The organism is Bradyrhizobium sp. Leo78 (assembly GCF_059512425.1).
On record NZ_JCAMOT010000039.1, the window covers coordinates 1 to 17,322 of the forward strand.

Genomic DNA, 17,322 nt, shown 5'->3' on the forward strand with positions numbered 1-17,322 from the left:
CTTTTTGTTGCACGGGACCCATGGGTGCAACCGGCACCCGGCTTTCCCTGCGCCCTCTGCTATCGAGGAGGGTGGAAAGTGACGCAAACCTCGGGCGCAATGCGCCGCGAGAACGCGAACTCACATCCCTCTGCTGTTTGAAATCTGAATCAGAACTCGCGGCAATGCCGTACGGTGGGCAAAGCGACTTGTCCGCCGTAGCTCAACGAGCGAAGGCGGAAGCGTGCCCACCATCACGAGCGAAGTGGTAACGGTGGGCACGGCGCTGATGCGCCTTTGCCCACCCTACGGCTCCGCACCGCTGCCTCGCGCCACAACCACTCCCTGTGGTTATGGGTCCCTGCTTTCACAGGGACGACATCGTAGGATGGGTAGAGCGCAGCGAAACCCATCATTCGTGCCGCTTGCTCCATCGCGATGGGTTTCGCTGCGCTCTACCCATCCTACGCATCATCTACGCGCTCACTCCACCGCGGCGCCCACCGGTGGCCCGCCGGGAGGTCGATGCAAGAACGTCATCGTCAGGTAGGCGCCGATCCAGGAGCCGATCGCCGCGAAGAACACGTAGACCGAGTTTTCGGTGTAACTGATCACCGCATAGGACGAGAGCACGTACCAGACGCTGCTCCAGGTTGCCGCCGGCACGCGTTTGCGTGCCACCACGGCGGACGTGAACATCACGTAGACCGCATCGGTTGCGGCCGTCGCCAGCACGACGCCGGCGGCGGTCAAGGGATCGATGGCCATTGCAACTCCTTCCCAGTTCGGGCACTGCTCTTGGGCACACAATTGAGGGAATGCCGAAGCGCGACCGGTTCAACCATGCCGAAAAAGGCAGGCGGTCGGCATCGTCAAAACAGGAGGGATCGTCAGGCAGATCTGCCTGCGCACGGCACGGCAGGGCCTGTCACACGGCCCGCTTTAGTTTCGCCGGCCGCCACCCCGGAATTGCCCGGGGCTTGGCATTCACCCGGCGTTCATGCCTCACTGTTCAAAGATAAACCGGAACCTGCGTCCAATTGTCGCTTTTTTGGTTGTCTGAACCGGTAATTGGGCACTATTAGCGCGCAGCGGAACCTCCGACATCAGCCACGGCCCATGGTCAAAGACATTACCAAGCAATTGCAGACCCTTAGCCGTCAGCGCCTGGCGCTGGTCGTGGCCGTGCTGGCGGTTGCCGGTGGCGTGGCTTACGCATCCCTGCACAACAAGGGGGCAAATGGCGGCCATTCGGAGATTTCGAGCCAATCCCGCAAAGGCCTGCAACGCTACACGCCGACCCCTGCCGAATGGGCGAGCCTCAGCCTGCAGCCGGTCTCCGAGCGTGCCTTCCGCGCCGAATACGTGACCGAGGGCAAGATCGGCATCGACGAGGATCGCTCCACCCCGGTGTTCTCGCCCTATACCGGCCGCATCACCAAGCTGCTGGCGCGGCCCGGCGACAGCGTCGTCAAGGGCCAGCCGCTGTTCGTGATCGAGGCCGCCGACACCGTGCAGGCGCAGAACGACTACATCTCGGCGATGACTAGCGTGAACAAGGCGAAGTCCGCGGTCGATCTGGCGCAGATCCAGGACAACCGTGCCAGGGACTTGTTCGAAGGCAAGGCCGTGCCGCTGAAGGATTATCAGCAGAGCCAGGCCACGCTGGTCCAGGCGCAGAACGACCTGCGTTCGGCGCAGACGACGCTGGAGGCCGCGCGCAACAAGCTGCGCATCCTGGGCTTCGGCGACGGAGATATCGATGCGCTGCGCCAGAAGGGCGGCATCAATCCGGAGATCACGATCTTCGCGCCGATCGGCGGCACGGTGGTGCAGCGCAAGGCGGGCCCCGGGCAATATGTTTCCTCGGGCGCCAGCGATCCCGTCTACGTCATCGGCGATCTCTCGACGGTCTGGCTGCTCGCCTTCGTCCGCGAGAGCGACGCCGCTAGGGTCGCGGTCGGGCAGGACCTCACATTCAGCGTGATGGCGCTGCCGGGCCGCTCGCTGACAGCGCGCATCAATTATGTCGCCGCAGCGATCGATCCGGCGACGCGCCGGCTCCTGGTCCGCGCCACCATCGACAACGCGGATGGCGCGCTGAAGCCGGAGATGTTCGCCAATGTCACGCTCTATTCGCCGGGCGACCATCCCGCGGTCGGCGTACCCAAGCAGGCGCTGATCTATGAAGGCGACCAGGTGCGCGTCTGGGTCGCGCATCCGGACAAGACGATCGAACTGCGCCAGGTGAAGCCGGGGATCACCAACGGCGATCTCGTCGAGATCGTCGGCAATCTGCGGCCAGGCGAGCAGATCGTCACCAAGGGCAGCCTGTTCATCGATCGCGCCGCCTCCGGTACCTGACATTCCCGGATTATTGAAAGCTTCGATCTGAAATGGATCGCCTCGTCGCTCTTGCAGTCAGCCGCCGCTATCTGATGGTCGGCATCTTCGCCGCCGTCATGATCGGCGGGCTGATTGCCTTCCAGCACCTCAACATCGAGGCCTATCCCGATCCGACGCCGCCGATGGTCGACGTCGTGACGCAAAGCCCGGGGCTGTCGGCGGAGGAGATCGAGCGCTACATCACAATTCCGATCGAGACCCAGGTCGCCGGGCTGAAGAACCTGCGCACGATCCGCACCATCTCGCTCTATGGCCTCTCCGACGTCAAGCTGCAGTTCTCCTTCGATTACACCTATGACGAGGCGCTGCAGCAGGTTCTGAACCGCCTCGCGCAACTGCCGCCTTTGCCCGGCAATGTGCAGCCGACGATCTCACCGCTCAGCCCGATCGGCGAGATCTTTCGGTACCGGCTGGTCGGCCCGCCCAACTACAGCGTCCTCGATCTGAAGACATTGCAGGATTGGGTGCTGCAACGCCGCTTCCGCGCCGTGCCCGGCGTGATCGACGTCACCGGCTGGGGCGGCAAGACCAAGACTTATGAGGTGCAGGTCGATTTCAACAAGCTCGTCGCCAACGGCCTGACCTTGCCGCAGGTGTTGCAGGCGGTGAGCAACGCCAACATCAATGTCGGCGGCAACACGGTCGATATCGGCACCCAGTCCGCGGTGGTGCGCGGCGTCGGCCTGATCCGTTCGGTCGACGATCTCAACAACACCATGGTGTCGCAGTCCGGCGGCAACCCCGTGCTGGTGAGGGATATCGCGACCGTCACCATCGGCGAGAAGCCGCGGCTCGGGATTGCCGGAATCGATAATGACGATGACATCGTGCAGGGCATCGTGCTGATGCGCCGCGGCGAGCAGAGCTCACCGACGATCGCCCGCGTCGAACAACTGGTCAAATCGATCAATCACTCCTCGATCCTGCCGCCGGGGGTCAGGATCGAGCGCATCTACGACCGCAAGGACCTGATCGATCTCACCACCCATACCGTGCTGCACAACATGGTGGTCGGCATCCTCCTGATCGTGCTGCTGCAATGGATATTCCTCGGTGATCTCCGCAGCGCGCTGATCGTCGGCGCAACCATTCCCTTCGCGCTGTTCTTTGCCGTGATCATCCTGGTGCTGCGCGGCGAATCCGCCAATCTGTTGTCGGTCGGCGCGATCGACTTCGGGCTGATCGTGGATGCCACCGTCATCATGATGGAGGCGATCTTCCGCCGCCTGTCACAGACCACGCGGCTTTCTGAAGCCGAGCAGAGCCATGTCTCCGCCGAAACCATGATGGGCATCAAGACCCACGCGATCCTGTCGGCGTCCGCCGACGTATCGCGCTCGATCTTCTTTGCCGCCACCATCATCGTGGCCGCCTTCCTGCCGCTGTTCACGCTGAGCGGCGTCGAGGGCAACATCTTCGGACCGATGGCGCGGACCTATGCCTATGCGCTCGCCGGTGGTCTGCTCGCGACCTTCACGATCACGCCGGCCCTGAGCGCGATCATCCTGCCCGCGCATATCCAGGAGACCGAGACCTGGATCATGAGGCAGCTCGATCGCCTCTATTTGCCCGTCCTGAACTGGGCGGTCGCCAACCGGCGAGTGGTGATGGCCGGTGCGGCCGCCCTCGTGGTCTTGACCGCGCTGTCGGTACGATTGCTCGGGCTCGAATTCCTGCCGAAGCTGGAAGAGGGCAATCTGTGGATCCGCGCCACGCTGCCGCCGACGATCTCGCTGCAGGAAGGCAATGCCTATGTCAACGAGATGCGCCGGATGATCCGCGCCCGTCCCGAGGTGGAATCGGTGGTGTCACAGCATGGCCGTCCCGACGACGGAACCGACGCCGCCGGTCTCTTCAACGCGGAATTTTTCGCGCCGCTGAAGCCCGCAAGCGAATGGCCCGGCACGCGCGACAAGGATGAGCTTACCGCGCAGCTTTTGGCGCAGTTGCAGGACAAGTTTCCCGGCGTCGAATTCAACTTCTCGCAATATCTGCAGGACAACGTCTCCGAAGCGGTTTCGGGCGTGAAGGGCGAGAACTCGATCAAGCTTTACGGCAGCGACCTGCAGGCGTTGACCGACACGGCCAATCAGATCAAGTCGGTGCTCTCGACGGTGCAGGGGATCACCGACCTTGCCGTGTTCACCTCGCTCGGCCAGCCGACGATTCAGATCGACGTCGACCGCGCCCGCGCTGCGCGCTACGGCCTGTCGCCGGGCGACATCAATGCCACGATCAAGGTCGCAGTCGGCGGCGACAGCGCCGGCGATCTCTATGAGCCCGGCAGTGACCGCCATTTCCCGATCATCGTGCGGCTTGCCCCGGAGTACCGTAAGAGCGCCGAAGCGATCCAGAACCTGCGCATCGGCGTCGCCAACCCGAACGGCGGGATCACGCAGATCCCGCTGAGCGAAGTGGCCTCGATCAAGCTGATCTCGGGCGCCGCCTATATCTATCGCGAGCAGCAGGAACGCTATCTGCCGATCAAATTCTCGGTGCGTGAGCGCGACCTCGGCAGCGCGATCCAGGAGGCGCAGCAGAAGGTCACGGACCAGGTCAAGCTCCCGCCGGGATCGCGTGTCGAATGGGTCGGCGAGTTCGGCAATCTGCAGGACGCGATCAAGCGGCTGTCGGTTGTGGTGCCGATCAGCCTCGGTTTGATCGGGATACTGCTGTTCCTCAATTTCGGCTCGATGGTCGACACGCTGCTCGCCATGAGCGTGATCCCGATGGCGATCTTCGGCGGCGTGCTCGGGCTGCTGGTCTCCGGCATTCCCTTCAGCGTCTCGGCCGCGATCGGCTTCATCGCGCTGTTCGGCATCGCCGTGATGGACGGCATCATCATCCTGTCGCAGTTCAACCAGCTCATCGATGAAGGTTACGAGCGGATGCGGGCCGTGGTCCGCACCGGTGAATTGCAACTGCGCCCGGTGTTGATGACCTGCGTCGTCGCCGGCGTCGGGCTATTGCCGGCGGCGCTGTCGGGAGGGATCGGCTCGCAGGTGCAGAAGCCGCTTGCGGTCGTGGTCGTGACCGGCATGATGCTGGCGCCGATCGTCATCCTCGTGACGCTGCCGGTCCTGATCTCCTATTTCTCGCGGCGCGAATCTAGGAGGTGAAGCCGTAGAGCCGCGCCGGGTTGTCGACCAGGATCTTCTTGCGCGTCGCCGCGTCCGGCGCCCACACCGCGAGCTGGTTGAGGAGGCGTCCGTCGTCGATCTGGTACAGCGGAACAACATCCGTGACCTGCTTTCCGGGCGGGACCACCGTATCGGGATGCGGCCAGTCGGTGCCCCAGACGATGCGGTCGGGATTTGCCGCGATCAGGGCCTTGGCGAGCGGGATCGCGTCCTGATAGTCGGGCGCAAGCTTGGAGGCGCGGTAGGCGCCGGAGATCTTCACATAGGCCTTGCCGGACTTCACCAGTTCGACAAGGTCCGGAAAACCCGGTTGTTCCACGCCGAGCGCGGCCTGCGCGCCGCCGAAATGGTCGAAGACAACGGGCACGGGCGATGCAGCGACGAGGTCCTTGACCGCCGGGATTAGCGGCAAGTTCGTGTACACCTGCACATGCCAGCCCCGCGCCTTGACGCGATCGACCCCGGAGGTCAGGCGGGCACGGGCGACATTGGGATCGTTGATGCCGCCGGTTGCGAGGTTGAGGCGGATGCCGCGAAAACCGTCCTTCTGCATCGCATCCAGATCGCTTTCGGGCGTCTTGTCGTCGATGACAGCCACCCCCCGCGCGGTGCCGCCGCGCGCCATCATGCCGAAGCGGGTTGCGGAATTGTCGGTGCCGTAGACGCTCGGCGTCACGATCACCACGCGCTCGATCCCGAGCGCCTTGTGCAGCGCGCTCATCTCCTCGGGCGAGGCCGGTTCCGGCGTGTAGACGCGACCGGCGAAGAACGGGAATTTCTGGGGATCGCCATGGATGTGGGTGTGGCAGTCGCAGGCGCCGGCCGGCACGTCGAAATTCACCGGCGTCGAAGGCTGGGCTGCCTTGGCGTGCACGTCTCTGTTGTTCATCATTACTCCGGCCGCGATGGAGGCAAGCATCATACTGCGTCGCGTCAGCATTGGTCTTCTCCCTGCGTTTCCTCGTTTGATCGGCGCTTGCTGCGCCCCAGCGTTATCAGCCGCCGGTTGAGCGAGGTTACAGGGCGAATGTGCGGGCGGGAAGGCGGTGATGCCTATGCCGGATCACTGTCCGGACGGCGTGCGCAGCCCGTGCCAGGCGTCGCGCACCTGATGGTAATGCACCTCCGGCAGGTAATCGGGCGTATTGAGATTGAGGTTCTTGACGTCGAGCCGGCCGATGGCGCTGAGCAGGCTGTAGGAGGCGATCACGCGGTCGCGCAGTGCGCCGATCAGCCGGGCTCTGGCCGAGATCAAATCCTGTTGCGCATTGAGCACGTCGACGGTGGTGCGCTGGCCGCCTGCCGCCTCGCGCTGCACGCCCTGCAGCGCAACGTTCGCGGCACGGACTTCGGACTCGGAAGCGGAGACCGCCGTCTTGGCGCCTTCGTTGGCGACCCAGGCGCTGATCGCAGCGGTCCGCGCCTGGTTACGAACCTGGTCGAGCACCAGCCGGCTCTGCGCCGCCACTTCCTTGGCCTGCCGGGTCTGGGACGCCGCCATGCCGCCGTCATAGATCGGCTGGTTCAACTGGCCGATGATGGAAGCCTGATCGGTTCCGAATGTGCCGAGCGTCGGGTCGGAGTCGCGGCTGCGGCTCACGCTGCCCTGCACCGTGACGTTCGGCATCAGACTGCTCTCGGCGACGCGGATCGTGGTCGAGGCGACGTCGACGTCGTAGCTTGCCGCCATCACCGCTGGGTGCTCGCGGAAGGCGAGACCGATTGCGTCCTCGCGGTTGCGCGGCAGCAGGCGGTCGGTGGTTTCGGCAGGCCGCAATTGCGCGGGCGCATTGCCGATGACCTGTGCGTAGGTCGCTTGGCTGATCGCGAGACTGATCTCGGCGGCGTTGAGGTCGGCAAGCCCGCGGTTCAGTCGCGCTTCGGCCTGCGCCGTGTCGGTCGGCGTGACATCGCCGGCATTGAGGCGCTTCTGCGTGATGGCTTGCGTTTCGCGCAGAAACGCGACGTTGGCGCGCTGCGCCTCGACCAAGGACTGGTTGGCGAGCACATTGGTATAAGCGGTCACCGCGTCCAGCAGCACGCCCTGGCCGACATTGCGCAGCGCCTCGCGGCCGGATTGCACCTGCAATTCCGCCACCCGCACGCTGTTGGCGGTCTTGAAACCGTTGAACAGCGTCTGCGTCACCGTCAGGCCGATCTGCCACGGCTTCAGGTTCGCGGTCTGAACGACGTTATTTGGCAAGAGGTCGCGCACCGCCTGCAAACCGGCGGAGAGGGTCGCTGCGATCTGCGGACGATAGCCAGTCAGTGCCTGCGGCACGTTCTCGTCGGTCGCCCGCTGCCGCGCCCGCTCGGCATTCAGCGCCGGATTGGTCTGGTAGGCTTTGGCGAGTGCTTCAGGGAGGCTCTCCGCATGGACCGCCGAGGCGGCGAAATCGACACAAAGCATCACGCCAAGGCAAATGCCCGTCTGAAGCAAACGCCTTCTCACGTCGCTAACTCTAGCGGCACGTCCAACCATAATAACCCGCAAACCACCCCGACTGTCCGCCCCCGTCGACTGGGTCACATCTACTGTTTAGGGGATGGTCTCGCTACTGACAAACGGTCGCGCGACATCTGCACATCAAATCAGCGCTTGTCTGTTGCCGGTTCGTCACAGACGGTGACGACAGTGATTTAACTTACCTGTTCTTATTCACAGGCTGTCGCTTCTCGATGAAGGCGGCCATGCCTTCGGAACGGTCTTCGAGCGCGAAGGTCGAGTGGAACAGGTTGCGCTCGACGTTGAGGCCTTCCGACAGCGTGGTCTCGAAGGCGCGGTTGATGGCTTCCTTGGCCATCGCCGCTGCCGGGCGCGACATCGATGCGATCTTTTCAGCGGCGGTGAGTGCTTCGTCCATCAATCTGTCGGCGGGCACCACGCGGCTGACGAGGCCGGAGCGTTCGGCCTCGGCGGCATCCATCATCCGTCCGGTGAGGCAGAGATCCATCGCCTTCGACTTGCCGATCGCGCGCGTCAGCCGCTGCGTGCCGCCGATTCCGGGGATCGTGCCGAGCGTGATCTCGGGCTGGCCGAACTTCGCGGTATCGGCAGCGATGATGATGTCGCACATCATGGCAAGCTCACAGCCGCCGCCAAGGGCATATCCCGCCACCGCCGCAATCGTCGGCTTGCGGCATTTGGCGACGCGGTCGCCGCCGACAGCGGCGAAGTCGCTGGTGAACATGTCGATGAAGCCTTTCGGCTGCATCTCCTTGATGTCGGCGCCGGCGGCAAAGGCCTTCTCGCTGCCGGTGAGGACGATGCATCCGATGGCGTCGTCTGCCTCGAGGTCGTCGACTGCGGCTGCGATCTCGCGGAAGACGCCGAAGGACAGCGCGTTGAGCATTTTGGGACGGTTCAGCTTGATGATGCCGACCGCGCCCTTGCTCTCGACAATGATGTGTTCAAACGTCGACATGATCCACCCCGTTCTCCTGATCTGGCGGCAATGTGCCCGCTGACGGGGTGGGCTTCAAGTGGGCTCCCGGACGCGGTGTGGCGCTATTTGCGCCGCGCGTCCGGGCACAAGGGGACGTCAGGCCATGAACATGCGGGCGGCAGACGCCATGGTCAGCAACGCGCCCGCGGCGATGAAGATCTTGCCGATCAGGGAAGTCCGGTCCCAGGTGGTGTCGTCGGCGCTGGCGACCGGCGCCGCCGTCGGCGCCTGGGCGGTCGTCATCGCGACCGCCGGGGCGGGCTGCTGCGGCTGTGGCTGCGCGGCGGGCTGATTCTGCTGCTGGCTCTCCTGCATCGCGCGATCGACTTCGTTGAGCTGGTCGGAGGCGACGACGTCGGCATCACCGGGCGCCTTTGCCTCGTCGGGCTTATCGGATGCGGCGAGCAGCGTGTTGGCCTTCGCCGACATCGCACTCGCATTATCGGCAGGAACGTTGGGGGTCAGTTCGGCCTTGGCATTGGCGACCAATGCCGGAAGCGACACGGCTGCGGCGTCGGCGGTCTCGGCGCTATCCGGTTTCTTGGCCTCGGACGACTTGGATTCGGAGGACTTGGAAGCGGACGATTTCGACTCGGTCTTGGCCGATGTGTCGCGCTTTGCGTGACGCGTAGTCTGTTTCTTAACACTTGCCGCACTATCGGAGTCCGAGGCAGTCGTGCCGCCCGAACCTGCCGCCTCGACCGGGGACGGCGCGGCGACGCATGCAAACAGCCCTGCGGCCACAAGCACCGCCAGAAGCCCGCTGGCTTTGGTGATCATCTGACAATCTCCCCATTTTGCCCGCCCCTGAGGGGCGAAATGAGACCCCGAGGCGTGTCCGCAGCGGGGCAGAAAAAGGGAATCTTCGGGTTTTGCCGGGCCAAAACGGGGCGGCACTGTTGCGCCAAAACGGCTGCTTTCGGGCACGGCGTCGATTTTCCTCCAGGTAAAATTCTGCGCTCACGCCCCGACCGGTGCGAGCTCCAGCAATCGATGTTAAGAGCGCTGTGGATCTCGAACGGCCCGCTCGACTTGCGCTGGTCCGGATTTGAGATTCTGTCGCCCGGGCGCTGTTTCACGATTTTGTGATCAGTTCGCTGCCGGTGTAACAAATTGAAGGGTCGACCGAATTGCGTTGTGGGAGCGCACGTGCGCGAGCGTGAGGACGAATGGACCGGCCTGATGCGGTCGGCCATTTCAGGCGACAGCACGGCGTATCATCGCCTCCTGAAGGCGATCACGCCGGTCCTGCGGGCGGCCGCGCGCCGCGGTTTGGCGCGCGCGGGGCAACCGATCGATCAATCCGAGGATATCGTGCAAGACATTCTGCTGGCGGTGCATTCGAAGCGACACACGTGGGACGTAAACGCCCCGTTTGCGCCCTGGTTGTTCGCAATAGCCCGCAACAAGCTGATCGATGCGCTACGACGCCGGGGCAAGCGGGTGTTCGTCAACATCGACGATTTTGCCGAGACCTTGCCCGGCGAGGCGCAGGAGGAGAAGGCCTCCGCGAGCGAAATCGCTGCGCATCTGAACGCATTGCCGGCGCGGCAGCGCGAGGTGCTGCAGTCCATCGCCGTCGACAGCGCTTCGATCAAGGATACGGCAGCAAAATTCTCGATGAGCGAGGGCGCCGTGCGGGTGGCGTTGCATCGCGGGCTCGCCAATCTGACGGCGAAACTGCGGGAGAATTGAACATGGAGACCGATCAGCTCATTCGCACGATCGCCGCCGACAACACCCAGCGTGCACAGCCGGTGGGTTTTGTCCTGATGCTGGCGTTGCTCGCCGCCGCACCGATTTCTTTGCTGATGTTCTTCACCGAGCTCGGCGTCAGGCCCGATGTCATGACCGCGATGCACAACCCGTTCTTCGGTCTGAAGTTCGCCGTGACGCTGGCGCTCGCCGCTTCTGCGATCGCCGTCAGCCTGCATCTATCGCGGCCCGAGGCTTCGCTGCGTGGCTTTGGCTGGTGGTTGCTGGTTCCGGCCGGGCTGCTCGTGGCCGGTATCAGCGGCGAGATGATGATGCCGCAGCGCGCGCCGATGATGACGCGACTGGTCGGCAACAATTCGCGGGCCTGCCTGATCTCGATTCCCTTGCTGTCGCTGCCGCTGCTCGCGGCCGCTTTGTTCGGCCTGCGCCATGGCGCGCCGGCGCGCCCGGCAGTCGCCGGCGCGATCGCGGGCCTGCTGGCAGCGGGACTTGCGGCCACGCTTTACGCATCGCATTGCGCCGATGATTCACCGCTGTTCGTGGCGACCTGGTACACGATCGGGACCACGCTGGTCGCCGCCATCGGCGCCCTGATCGGCTCGAAGGTGCTTCGATATTGATTGCGGTCCCTCCACGTCGTCATTGCGAGCGCAGCGAAGCAATCCATCTCTCCACTTGCGGAGGCATGGATTGCTTCGTCGCTATCGCTCCTCGCAATGACGAGTGTGAATGCTATGCCGCGGGCGCGGACTGCTGCATGCGGTGGAAGCGCAAGACCTGCTGTGCGGTCGATGGCCGGAGCCGTTCGTAGGTCTCCATGCAGGCCAGGAGATCCGTCGGCTCGCCGCCTGACAATTCGTCGCGCAGGTTGATGATCGAGCGCACGGTCGACCACGAGAAGCCTGCGACCTTGGCCAGGATCATCACGCCTTCGGCGCGGGTTTCGATCATCATGTTCTCGGCAACGGCCAGACTCACATTGGCAAGAGCTGCAATCGAGGCATTGGTCTCATCGAACTTGCCGGCGTCGGCAAACGCTGCCACCTGGAATTCGTCGAGGCGGCCATCCTCATACAGCGACTTCACCAGCGCATGGGCGATCGCCGTGTCGCGCGTGACCGCCGCGGGCGCGGAGCGAGCGCGCCGCGTCGCCTCGCGCACCGCGCTCGGCACCTCCTTGGCCTGCTGCGGGTTGGCGGCTTCGAGCCGGTGCCGCACCGTGTCCGATGCCTTCGCCAGCAGTTTCAGATAGAGATGCCGCGGCATGCTCGGGCGGAGCCCGATGCAGGTCGCAAGGTCGTCATCGCCTTCGGCGCGGCTGATCAGCCGCGTGAAGCCGCGTTCGGTGAATTCGGCGCCGGGATTGTTGACGGTGCTCTGGATCACCTCGTCGTTACCGCGCAACACCAGCACGTCAGTGACGGCACCGCTCAGCGTCTTGCGCGCCGCGATCGCCAGCAGATGCGCCTGGCTCTTGTTGCGCGCGGTTTCGATCAGGGTGTTATCGTCGAGCCGGCTCGATTGCGTCAGCACGGGACCGGCGACCTCGATCATGTCGTCGAAGGCAAGCGTCCGGACGGTCAACGGCGGGGCAGTATCGATCGGCGCCAGCCGGTTGGACAATAACGCCTTCGCCGAGGTTTCGATGTGAAGCAGCAGGCACTGGAACACATCGTCGAACAGCGCGATCTGCTGGTCCGAATAGTCCACCGCGCCGTTGACGAAGAGATCGGTCACGCGGCGCAGGGTCTCGACCCGGCGCGCCACCGTTCCATGCGCGAGCGTTGCCTGCAACTCGTCAAGCAAGTTCTCGGGGGCGATTGCGGGTTTCAAATTCATGACTGTGACTCTGTCCTGGAGTATTGGCGATGCCACCGCGTCGGATTCTCCGACGGTGGAAGCGAATTCGTTTGGTCATGCACTGGCGATGCGATTGCGTCCTCGTGCCTTGGCCGCGTAAAGCGCGCTGTCGGCGCGCGCGAGAAATGTGTCCGGGCCCTCCTTGGGCCGCAGCGTTGCAATGCCGGCGGAAATCGTCACCTGCATGCCCGGCGAGAACGCGCTCCAGTCGAGCTCGGCGATGATGACCCGCAGCCGCTCCAGCGCGCGCGAGGCGCCATCTTCGTTCAACTCGGGCAGTATCAGCAGGAACTCTTCGCCGCCGTAGCGGCCGAAGCGGTCGATGCTGCGGATGTTGGCGAACATGGAGATCGCGAAGGTTCTCAGCACTTCGTCGCCGGTCGGATGGCCATAGACGTCGTTGACGCGCTTGAACCAGTCGAGATCGATCAGTGCGACAGAGCAGGGTGCGCCAGTGCGCTCGGAGCGGACGATCTCCTCGTCCAGCGTCCGCATGATGCTGCGCCGGTTGAATGCGCCGGTCAGCTCGTCAAGCTCGGCGAGCTCCTCGATGCGCTTGTAGGCTTCTTTCAGCTTCTGCCCGTTCTGGTACAGCGATTGCTGCATCGAGCTGGACAGGATGCCCAAGAACATGCAGCGCCCGATGGTGAGCGCAAAGACCAGCACGGTGGCGAGCCGCTCCAGGATCCTGCCGTGCGGCATCGAGATCGGCTTGTCGGTCAGAAGGAACAGTGCGGCGAGGCCGAGCACCGTCACGGTCCAGATCAGGGCGGTCTGTCGCGCCGAGGTCCTGAGCGCGCCGAAGCCGAACACCACGAACAGGTTGCACAGGAACAGCACGCCGACTTGCGGCGCGATGTAGGTGAATGCGAGCTGGTTCGCCATGTGGAGGGCCGACTGCGGCGCGACCAGATAGTGATCCTTGAAGCGGTCGTGGAAGCCGAGTTCGGAAAGCAGCACGTAGACGGCGCACAAGCCCAAGCCGCAAAGCGCGTAGGCCATGCCCAACACCATCGGGATCGTGCCGGCGCTCGCATAGACCAGGAGCACGAGGGCGTCGAAAACATAGCAGACGCCGACCATCGCCTGGATCTGACGCCGACGTCTGGCGCGGCGCAACAGCTTCGTGGCAGCCAGCCGTGAGCCGCGGCCATTCAATCCGCCCGCAACCGGGTTCAGAAATGAGGACGCTGCGATGCCCATGCGCTCGCCATCGAGAGGAAAACTCGCAAAATCTACGGGGAAAAGCCTTTAGGTTTGGTATCTTTCGACCCCGAATCCGGTCCGTAGAGTCCCGCCATCTCCCTTGTTTTCGCAGGTGAAAATCGGGGGAACCTTGACTAGGCAATCGCGGCGGACGAGTGCCGGGCTCGACGGGTGGGAATTGGCGGGAGGACTGCCTTAAGTGCCGACTCTTGCTAAGGTCGCGAGCAGTCGACATGGTCTTGGGAGGCTTTTCCCTACTATGATACCTATCTGGGGGGCGAGGGAGTGCGGAATTCACACGGAATTCGGGGTTTGTAGGATAGTTCACACATGCGTTCCGCACATTGCGGTAATGTGAAGAATTCTGCTCTCTCCATCGAACCAGCCCCCACCCGCTCTCGACCAATCTTGCGAGACGGCCATTGAGCGCGACACAGGCGGCTTCAGACGAGGTTCTGATCGCCCGGATCGCTCAAGGCGACCGGCTCGCCATGCAGGTGCTGTACGGGCGGCACCACGTCAGAGTGTACCGTTTCGGACTCCGGCTTGTGCGGGACGAACAGGTCGCGGAAGACCTCATCAGCGAGGTGTTTCTCGATGTCTGGCGCCAGGCCGGCAAATTCGAAGGACGATCTGCCGTCTCAACCTGGCTGTTGGCGATCACCCGGTTCAAGGCCCTGTCTGCGCTGCGGCGCAGGAAGGACGCTGAACTGGATGAAGACGCCGCGAACGCGATCGAGGATGCGTCCGACGATCCGGAAGTGGCGGTGCAGAAGAAGGATACGGGTGAAGCGTTGCGCAAGTGTCTAACGGCACTTTCGCTGGAGCACCGGGAGATTGTCGATCTGGTCTACTACCACGAGAAGTCCGTGGAGGAAGTCGCCGAGATCGTTGGTATTCCGGAGAACACCGTGAAGACGCGCCTGTTCTATGCGCGGAAGAAATTGGCCGAACTGCTCAAGGCAGCCGGCATAGAGCGAGGTTGGCCATGATGGCGGCGAGAAGGAAGATGCTGGAAGAGCCCAGCGACGTCGAATTGCTGCTGCCTTGGCATGCCACGGGCACGTTGAACGCGCGCGATGCGCGACGTGTCGAGGAGGCGCTGGCCAGCGATGCGGAACTCGCCGGGCAATATGCCGTGATCCGCGAGGAATTTGCCGAGACCATCCGCCTCAACGAGAGTTTGGGCGCGCCGTCGATGCGCGCCATGCAGAAACTGTTCGCCGAGATCGACCAGGAGCCGGTGCGCACACGGCCGACTTCGGTGAGCCTTTCCAGGCGAATCTCGCAGTTCTTTGCAAGCCTGTCGCCGCGGACGCTGGCGTGGTCGGCGGGCGTTGGTGCGGTCGTGCTGCTGCTGCAGGCCGGCGTGATTGGCGCGGTGCTGATGATGAAGAGCCAGGGCAGTTCGTTCCAGACGGCGTCGCTCACGCTGGAGCAGCGGGCGGCTGCGCTCGAGTCCGCCGCTCCGATCACCCGCAACCTCGGTGTGACGAGCCCGCCGCGCGCGCTAGTTCGTTTCGCGCCGGACGCCCGCATTTCCGACATCACGGCGCTGCTCGACAATTACCAAGCCTCGATCATTGGCGGGGCCCGCGACGGCATGTTCCGGATCCAGTTCGGCAACAGCGCGATGAGCAAGACCGACGTCGCCGCGCTGCTCGGCAGGCTGCAGAAGGAAAAGATCGTCAGCCTCGCGGTGGAGACGCCGTAAGGCGCAAGCGGTCATAGATTTTCCCACGACGCGCTAGCGCGAGATGCCATGACCCGTGAACGCTCGAAATGGCGGATCGAGATGGCGTTGGTGCTGATTTCGGCGCTGTTCATCGGTTCCACAGGTCCGGCCGCGGCGCAGAGCATCATGCGCACGCCGGAAATCCGCGTCGCCCCACGGGTGCCGAGCGTCAGCACGAATGTCGGGCCGCGGGTCAATACCAATATCGGCGGGCCGGCGGTTGCGCGGACCCCCTCGCGGATCAGCGTCACCACCATGCCCCGCATTGGTGTGCAGTCGACGCTGCCCTCCGCGCGCTATTCGCCCAACCTCCACCGCGCCTGCGACGCTGCCTATCGCGGTAGCGACGGCGAGTGCCTCGACCGTCCCGTCGTCTCCACTGCGGATGGCGGCAGTGGCGGCAAGGCGGCCGGCAGGAAGGCCAAGGGCGGATCGCGCAACAACGCGCCGCGAACCGCGGTTGATTTCCGCGCGGTGCCCAACGAACTCGTGGCCGAAATCGATGGTGCGCTGACCGACGCGCAGATCGAGGAGCTGGCGCGGCGTCATGGCCTGGCGCGGGCGGAGATACGGAACGTCCCGCTGCTCGGCTCCACCATCGGCCTGTTCCGCATCACCGATCGCCGCCCGGTGGACGTGGTGCGCCGGGCGCTGGCCGGCGACGGCCGCGTGCGCTCCGTGCAGCTCAACTTCCGCTACCTGTTGCAGGACCAGAAGACGGCACCGACCGAGGGCGACCCGGCGCAATACGCGCTGGCGCAGCTTCGCCTGCCGCAGGCGCACACACTCGTCCGCGGCATGAACGTGACCATCGCCGTGATCGATTCCGGCATCGATGCCGGCCATCCGGAACTGGCGAATACGGTTGCCGACACATTCGATGCGATCGGCAGCAATGAAGGGCCGCATGCGCACGGCACCGGCATCGCGGGGGTGATCGCCGCCCATGCCAGGCTGATGGGGAGCGCGCCGGAGGTGCGCATTCTCGCGATCCGCGCGTTCGGCGCGACCGCGAACGGGGCGCAGAGCTCGTCCTATGTGATCCTGAAGGGACTGGATCATGCGGCGCTGCACGGCGCGCAGATCATCAATATGAGCTTTGCCGGCCCCAAGGATCCGCTGATCGAGCGGGCGGTCGCCGCGAGTGCAGCGCGCGGCATCGTGCTGGTCGCAGCCGCCGGTAATGCCGGGGCGAAATCGGCGCCGCTCTATCCCGCCGCGAACCCGAACGTGATCGCGGTCAGCGGCACCGATGCGCAGGAGAAACTGTTCTCCGCCTCGAACCGGGGCAACTACATCGCGCTCGCCGCGCCCGGCGCCGATATCTTCCTGCCGGCGCCGGATGGCAAATACCAGATCACCTCGGGCACGTCGTTTTCCGCCGCCTTCGTCAGCGGCATTGCGGCCCTGGTGCTGGAGCGCAATCCTGCGCTGAAACCGAACGAGGTGCGCTCGATCCTGACCGGCACGGCGCGCGATCTCGGCGTCCCCGGACGTGACGATCTGTTTGGGGCAGGGCAAGCCGATGCATTCGCGGCGGTGTCCGCCGTCGCGCCAGTTCCGCTCGCCTCTGGCAAGCACGCACCGGCTGCGCCCGCACAGGATAACACTTCTGTGAGCCGGGCGATGGAACAGTCGGCACCGGCCATGGCAGCGGACAAATCGGCCGAAAATGACGTGAAAAGCCCGGCCGCGCAGTGAGTTTTCCCCGCCTTCTGGCCGCAGGCCGTCGCCGCGGAAGGTTAAAAAAATCGAACCGGGATTTTGAACGTCGGGCAGGGTGTCGCGACCAATAAAGTGTGGGAGCGATCCATTCCTCCCCATTAGCTATATC

Annotated in this window: 14 protein-coding genes; 7 read left to right on the forward strand and 7 right to left on the reverse strand. The window is 64.2% G+C overall.

Annotated elements, in window-relative coordinates; all coding sequences use genetic code 11:
• Positions 1 to 462: 462 nt before the first annotated feature.
• On the reverse strand, positions 463 to 747 hold the full coding sequence (locus tag AC5ZG1_RS34195) for a hypothetical protein (protein WP_496135478.1): 285 nt from the start codon (positions 745 to 747) through the stop codon (positions 463 to 465).
• A 351-nt stretch (positions 748 to 1,098) separates the two neighbouring features.
• Between AC5ZG1_RS34195 and AC5ZG1_RS34200 the strand changes: the two genes are divergently transcribed.
• Both AC5ZG1_RS34200 and AC5ZG1_RS34205 read left to right on the forward strand, forming a co-directional pair.
• On the forward strand, positions 1,099 to 2,343 hold the full coding sequence (locus AC5ZG1_RS34200; protein WP_496135479.1) for an efflux RND transporter periplasmic adaptor subunit: 1,245 nt from the start codon (positions 1,099 to 1,101) through the stop codon (positions 2,341 to 2,343).
• A 32-nt stretch (positions 2,344 to 2,375) separates the two neighbouring features.
• Positions 2,376 to 5,504: an efflux RND transporter permease subunit gene (locus tag AC5ZG1_RS34205; RefSeq protein WP_456642998.1), complete on the forward strand. Its 3,129-nt coding sequence runs from the start codon at positions 2,376 to 2,378 to the stop codon at positions 5,502 to 5,504.
• Here the strand turns inward: AC5ZG1_RS34205 and AC5ZG1_RS34210 are convergent.
• From AC5ZG1_RS34210 to AC5ZG1_RS34225, 4 genes are all read right to left on the reverse strand, one after another.
• On the reverse strand, positions 5,494 to 6,465 hold the full coding sequence (locus AC5ZG1_RS34210) for an amidohydrolase family protein (protein WP_496135480.1): 972 nt from the start codon (positions 6,463 to 6,465) through the stop codon (positions 5,494 to 5,496). The genes AC5ZG1_RS34205 and AC5ZG1_RS34210 overlap by 11 nt on opposite strands.
• A 123-nt stretch (positions 6,466 to 6,588) precedes the next feature.
• Positions 6,589 to 8,007 (reverse strand): TolC family outer membrane protein, encoded by a 1,419-nt coding sequence (locus tag AC5ZG1_RS34215; RefSeq protein ID WP_456642996.1) that lies wholly within the window; start codon positions 8,005 to 8,007, stop codon positions 6,589 to 6,591.
• A gap of 163 nt (positions 8,008 to 8,170) precedes the next feature.
• Positions 8,171 to 8,950, reverse strand: a complete 780-nt coding sequence (locus tag AC5ZG1_RS34220; RefSeq protein WP_496135481.1) for an enoyl-CoA hydratase — start codon at positions 8,948 to 8,950, stop codon at positions 8,171 to 8,173.
• Positions 8,951 to 9,067: 117 nt separating this feature from the next.
• Positions 9,068 to 9,751, reverse strand: coding sequence for a hypothetical protein (locus tag AC5ZG1_RS34225; RefSeq protein WP_496135482.1), 684 nt, complete (start codon positions 9,749 to 9,751; stop codon positions 9,068 to 9,070).
• Between the two features lie 369 nt (positions 9,752 to 10,120).
• On the opposite strand from AC5ZG1_RS34225, the gene AC5ZG1_RS34230 reads away from it, so the two are divergent.
• Positions 10,121 to 10,666 carry a sigma-70 family RNA polymerase sigma factor gene (locus AC5ZG1_RS34230; RefSeq protein WP_496135483.1) on the forward strand — a complete coding sequence of 182 codons (546 nt, stop codon included), beginning with the start codon at positions 10,121 to 10,123 and terminating at the stop codon, positions 10,664 to 10,666.
• A gap of 2 nt (positions 10,667 to 10,668) precedes the next feature.
• Positions 10,669 to 11,307: an NrsF family protein gene (locus tag AC5ZG1_RS34235; RefSeq protein WP_130229380.1), complete on the forward strand. Its 639-nt coding sequence runs from the start codon at positions 10,669 to 10,671 to the stop codon at positions 11,305 to 11,307.
• A gap of 112 nt (positions 11,308 to 11,419) precedes the next feature.
• Here the strand turns inward: AC5ZG1_RS34235 and AC5ZG1_RS34240 are convergent, their stop codons facing one another.
• Both AC5ZG1_RS34240 and AC5ZG1_RS34245 read right to left on the reverse strand, forming a co-directional pair.
• Positions 11,420 to 12,526 carry a DUF2336 domain-containing protein gene (locus AC5ZG1_RS34240; protein ID WP_130229379.1) on the reverse strand — a complete coding sequence of 369 codons (1,107 nt, stop codon included), beginning with the start codon at positions 12,524 to 12,526 and terminating at the stop codon, positions 11,420 to 11,422.
• A gap of 75 nt (positions 12,527 to 12,601) precedes the next feature.
• A complete protein-coding gene (locus AC5ZG1_RS34245; protein ID WP_496135485.1) occupies positions 12,602 to 13,750 on the reverse strand; it encodes a GGDEF domain-containing protein in 1,149 nt (382 codons plus the stop codon).
• A gap of 425 nt (positions 13,751 to 14,175) precedes the next feature.
• Here AC5ZG1_RS34245 and AC5ZG1_RS34250 point away from each other — a divergent pair, with 425 nt between their 5' ends.
• The 3 genes from AC5ZG1_RS34250 (at position 14,176) to AC5ZG1_RS34260 (ending at position 17,189) form a co-directional block, all read left to right on the forward strand.
• Positions 14,176 to 14,745 carry a sigma-70 family RNA polymerase sigma factor gene (locus tag AC5ZG1_RS34250; RefSeq protein WP_028166186.1) on the forward strand — a complete coding sequence of 190 codons (570 nt, stop codon included), beginning with the start codon at positions 14,176 to 14,178 and terminating at the stop codon, positions 14,743 to 14,745.
• Positions 14,742 to 15,467, forward strand: a complete 726-nt coding sequence (locus AC5ZG1_RS34255; protein ID WP_130229377.1) for a hypothetical protein — start codon at positions 14,742 to 14,744, stop codon at positions 15,465 to 15,467. The genes AC5ZG1_RS34250 and AC5ZG1_RS34255 overlap by 4 nt, the downstream gene beginning before the upstream one ends.
• Positions 15,468 to 15,548: 81 nt before the next feature.
• Positions 15,549 to 17,189, forward strand: coding sequence for a S8 family serine peptidase (locus AC5ZG1_RS34260; RefSeq protein WP_496135525.1), 1,641 nt, complete (start codon positions 15,549 to 15,551; stop codon positions 17,187 to 17,189).
• Positions 17,190 to 17,322 lie beyond the last annotated feature (133 nt).

Bases quoted from the DNA above. Each gene is read 5' to 3' on its own strand.
- AC5ZG1_RS34195 (WP_496135478.1), bottom strand. From the start codon at position 747: ATGGCCATCGATCCCTTGACCGCCGCCGGCGTCGTGCTGGCGACGGCC.
- AC5ZG1_RS34200 (WP_496135479.1), top strand. From the start codon at position 1,099: ATGGTCAAAGACATTACCAAGCAATTGCAGACCCTTAGCCGTCAGCGC.
- AC5ZG1_RS34205 (WP_456642998.1), top strand. From the start codon at position 2,376: ATGGATCGCCTCGTCGCTCTTGCAGTCAGCCGCCGCTATCTGATGGTC.
- AC5ZG1_RS34210 (WP_496135480.1), bottom strand. From the start codon at position 6,465: ATGCTGACGCGACGCAGTATGATGCTTGCCTCCATCGCGGCCGGAGTA.
- AC5ZG1_RS34215 (WP_456642996.1), bottom strand. From the start codon at position 8,007: ATGGTTGGACGTGCCGCTAGAGTTAGCGACGTGAGAAGGCGTTTGCTT.
- AC5ZG1_RS34220 (WP_496135481.1), bottom strand. From the start codon at position 8,950: ATGTCGACGTTTGAACACATCATTGTCGAGAGCAAGGGCGCGGTCGGC.
- AC5ZG1_RS34225 (WP_496135482.1), bottom strand. From the start codon at position 9,751: ATGATCACCAAAGCCAGCGGGCTTCTGGCGGTGCTTGTGGCCGCAGGG.
- AC5ZG1_RS34235 (WP_130229380.1), top strand. From the start codon at position 10,669: ATGGAGACCGATCAGCTCATTCGCACGATCGCCGCCGACAACACCCAG.
- AC5ZG1_RS34240 (WP_130229379.1), bottom strand. From the start codon at position 12,526: ATGAATTTGAAACCCGCAATCGCCCCCGAGAACTTGCTTGACGAGTTG.
- AC5ZG1_RS34245 (WP_496135485.1), bottom strand. From the start codon at position 13,750: ATGGGCATCGCAGCGTCCTCATTTCTGAACCCGGTTGCGGGCGGATTG.
- AC5ZG1_RS34255 (WP_130229377.1), top strand. From the start codon at position 14,742: ATGATGGCGGCGAGAAGGAAGATGCTGGAAGAGCCCAGCGACGTCGAA.
- AC5ZG1_RS34260 (WP_496135525.1), top strand. From the start codon at position 15,549: ATGGCGTTGGTGCTGATTTCGGCGCTGTTCATCGGTTCCACAGGTCCG.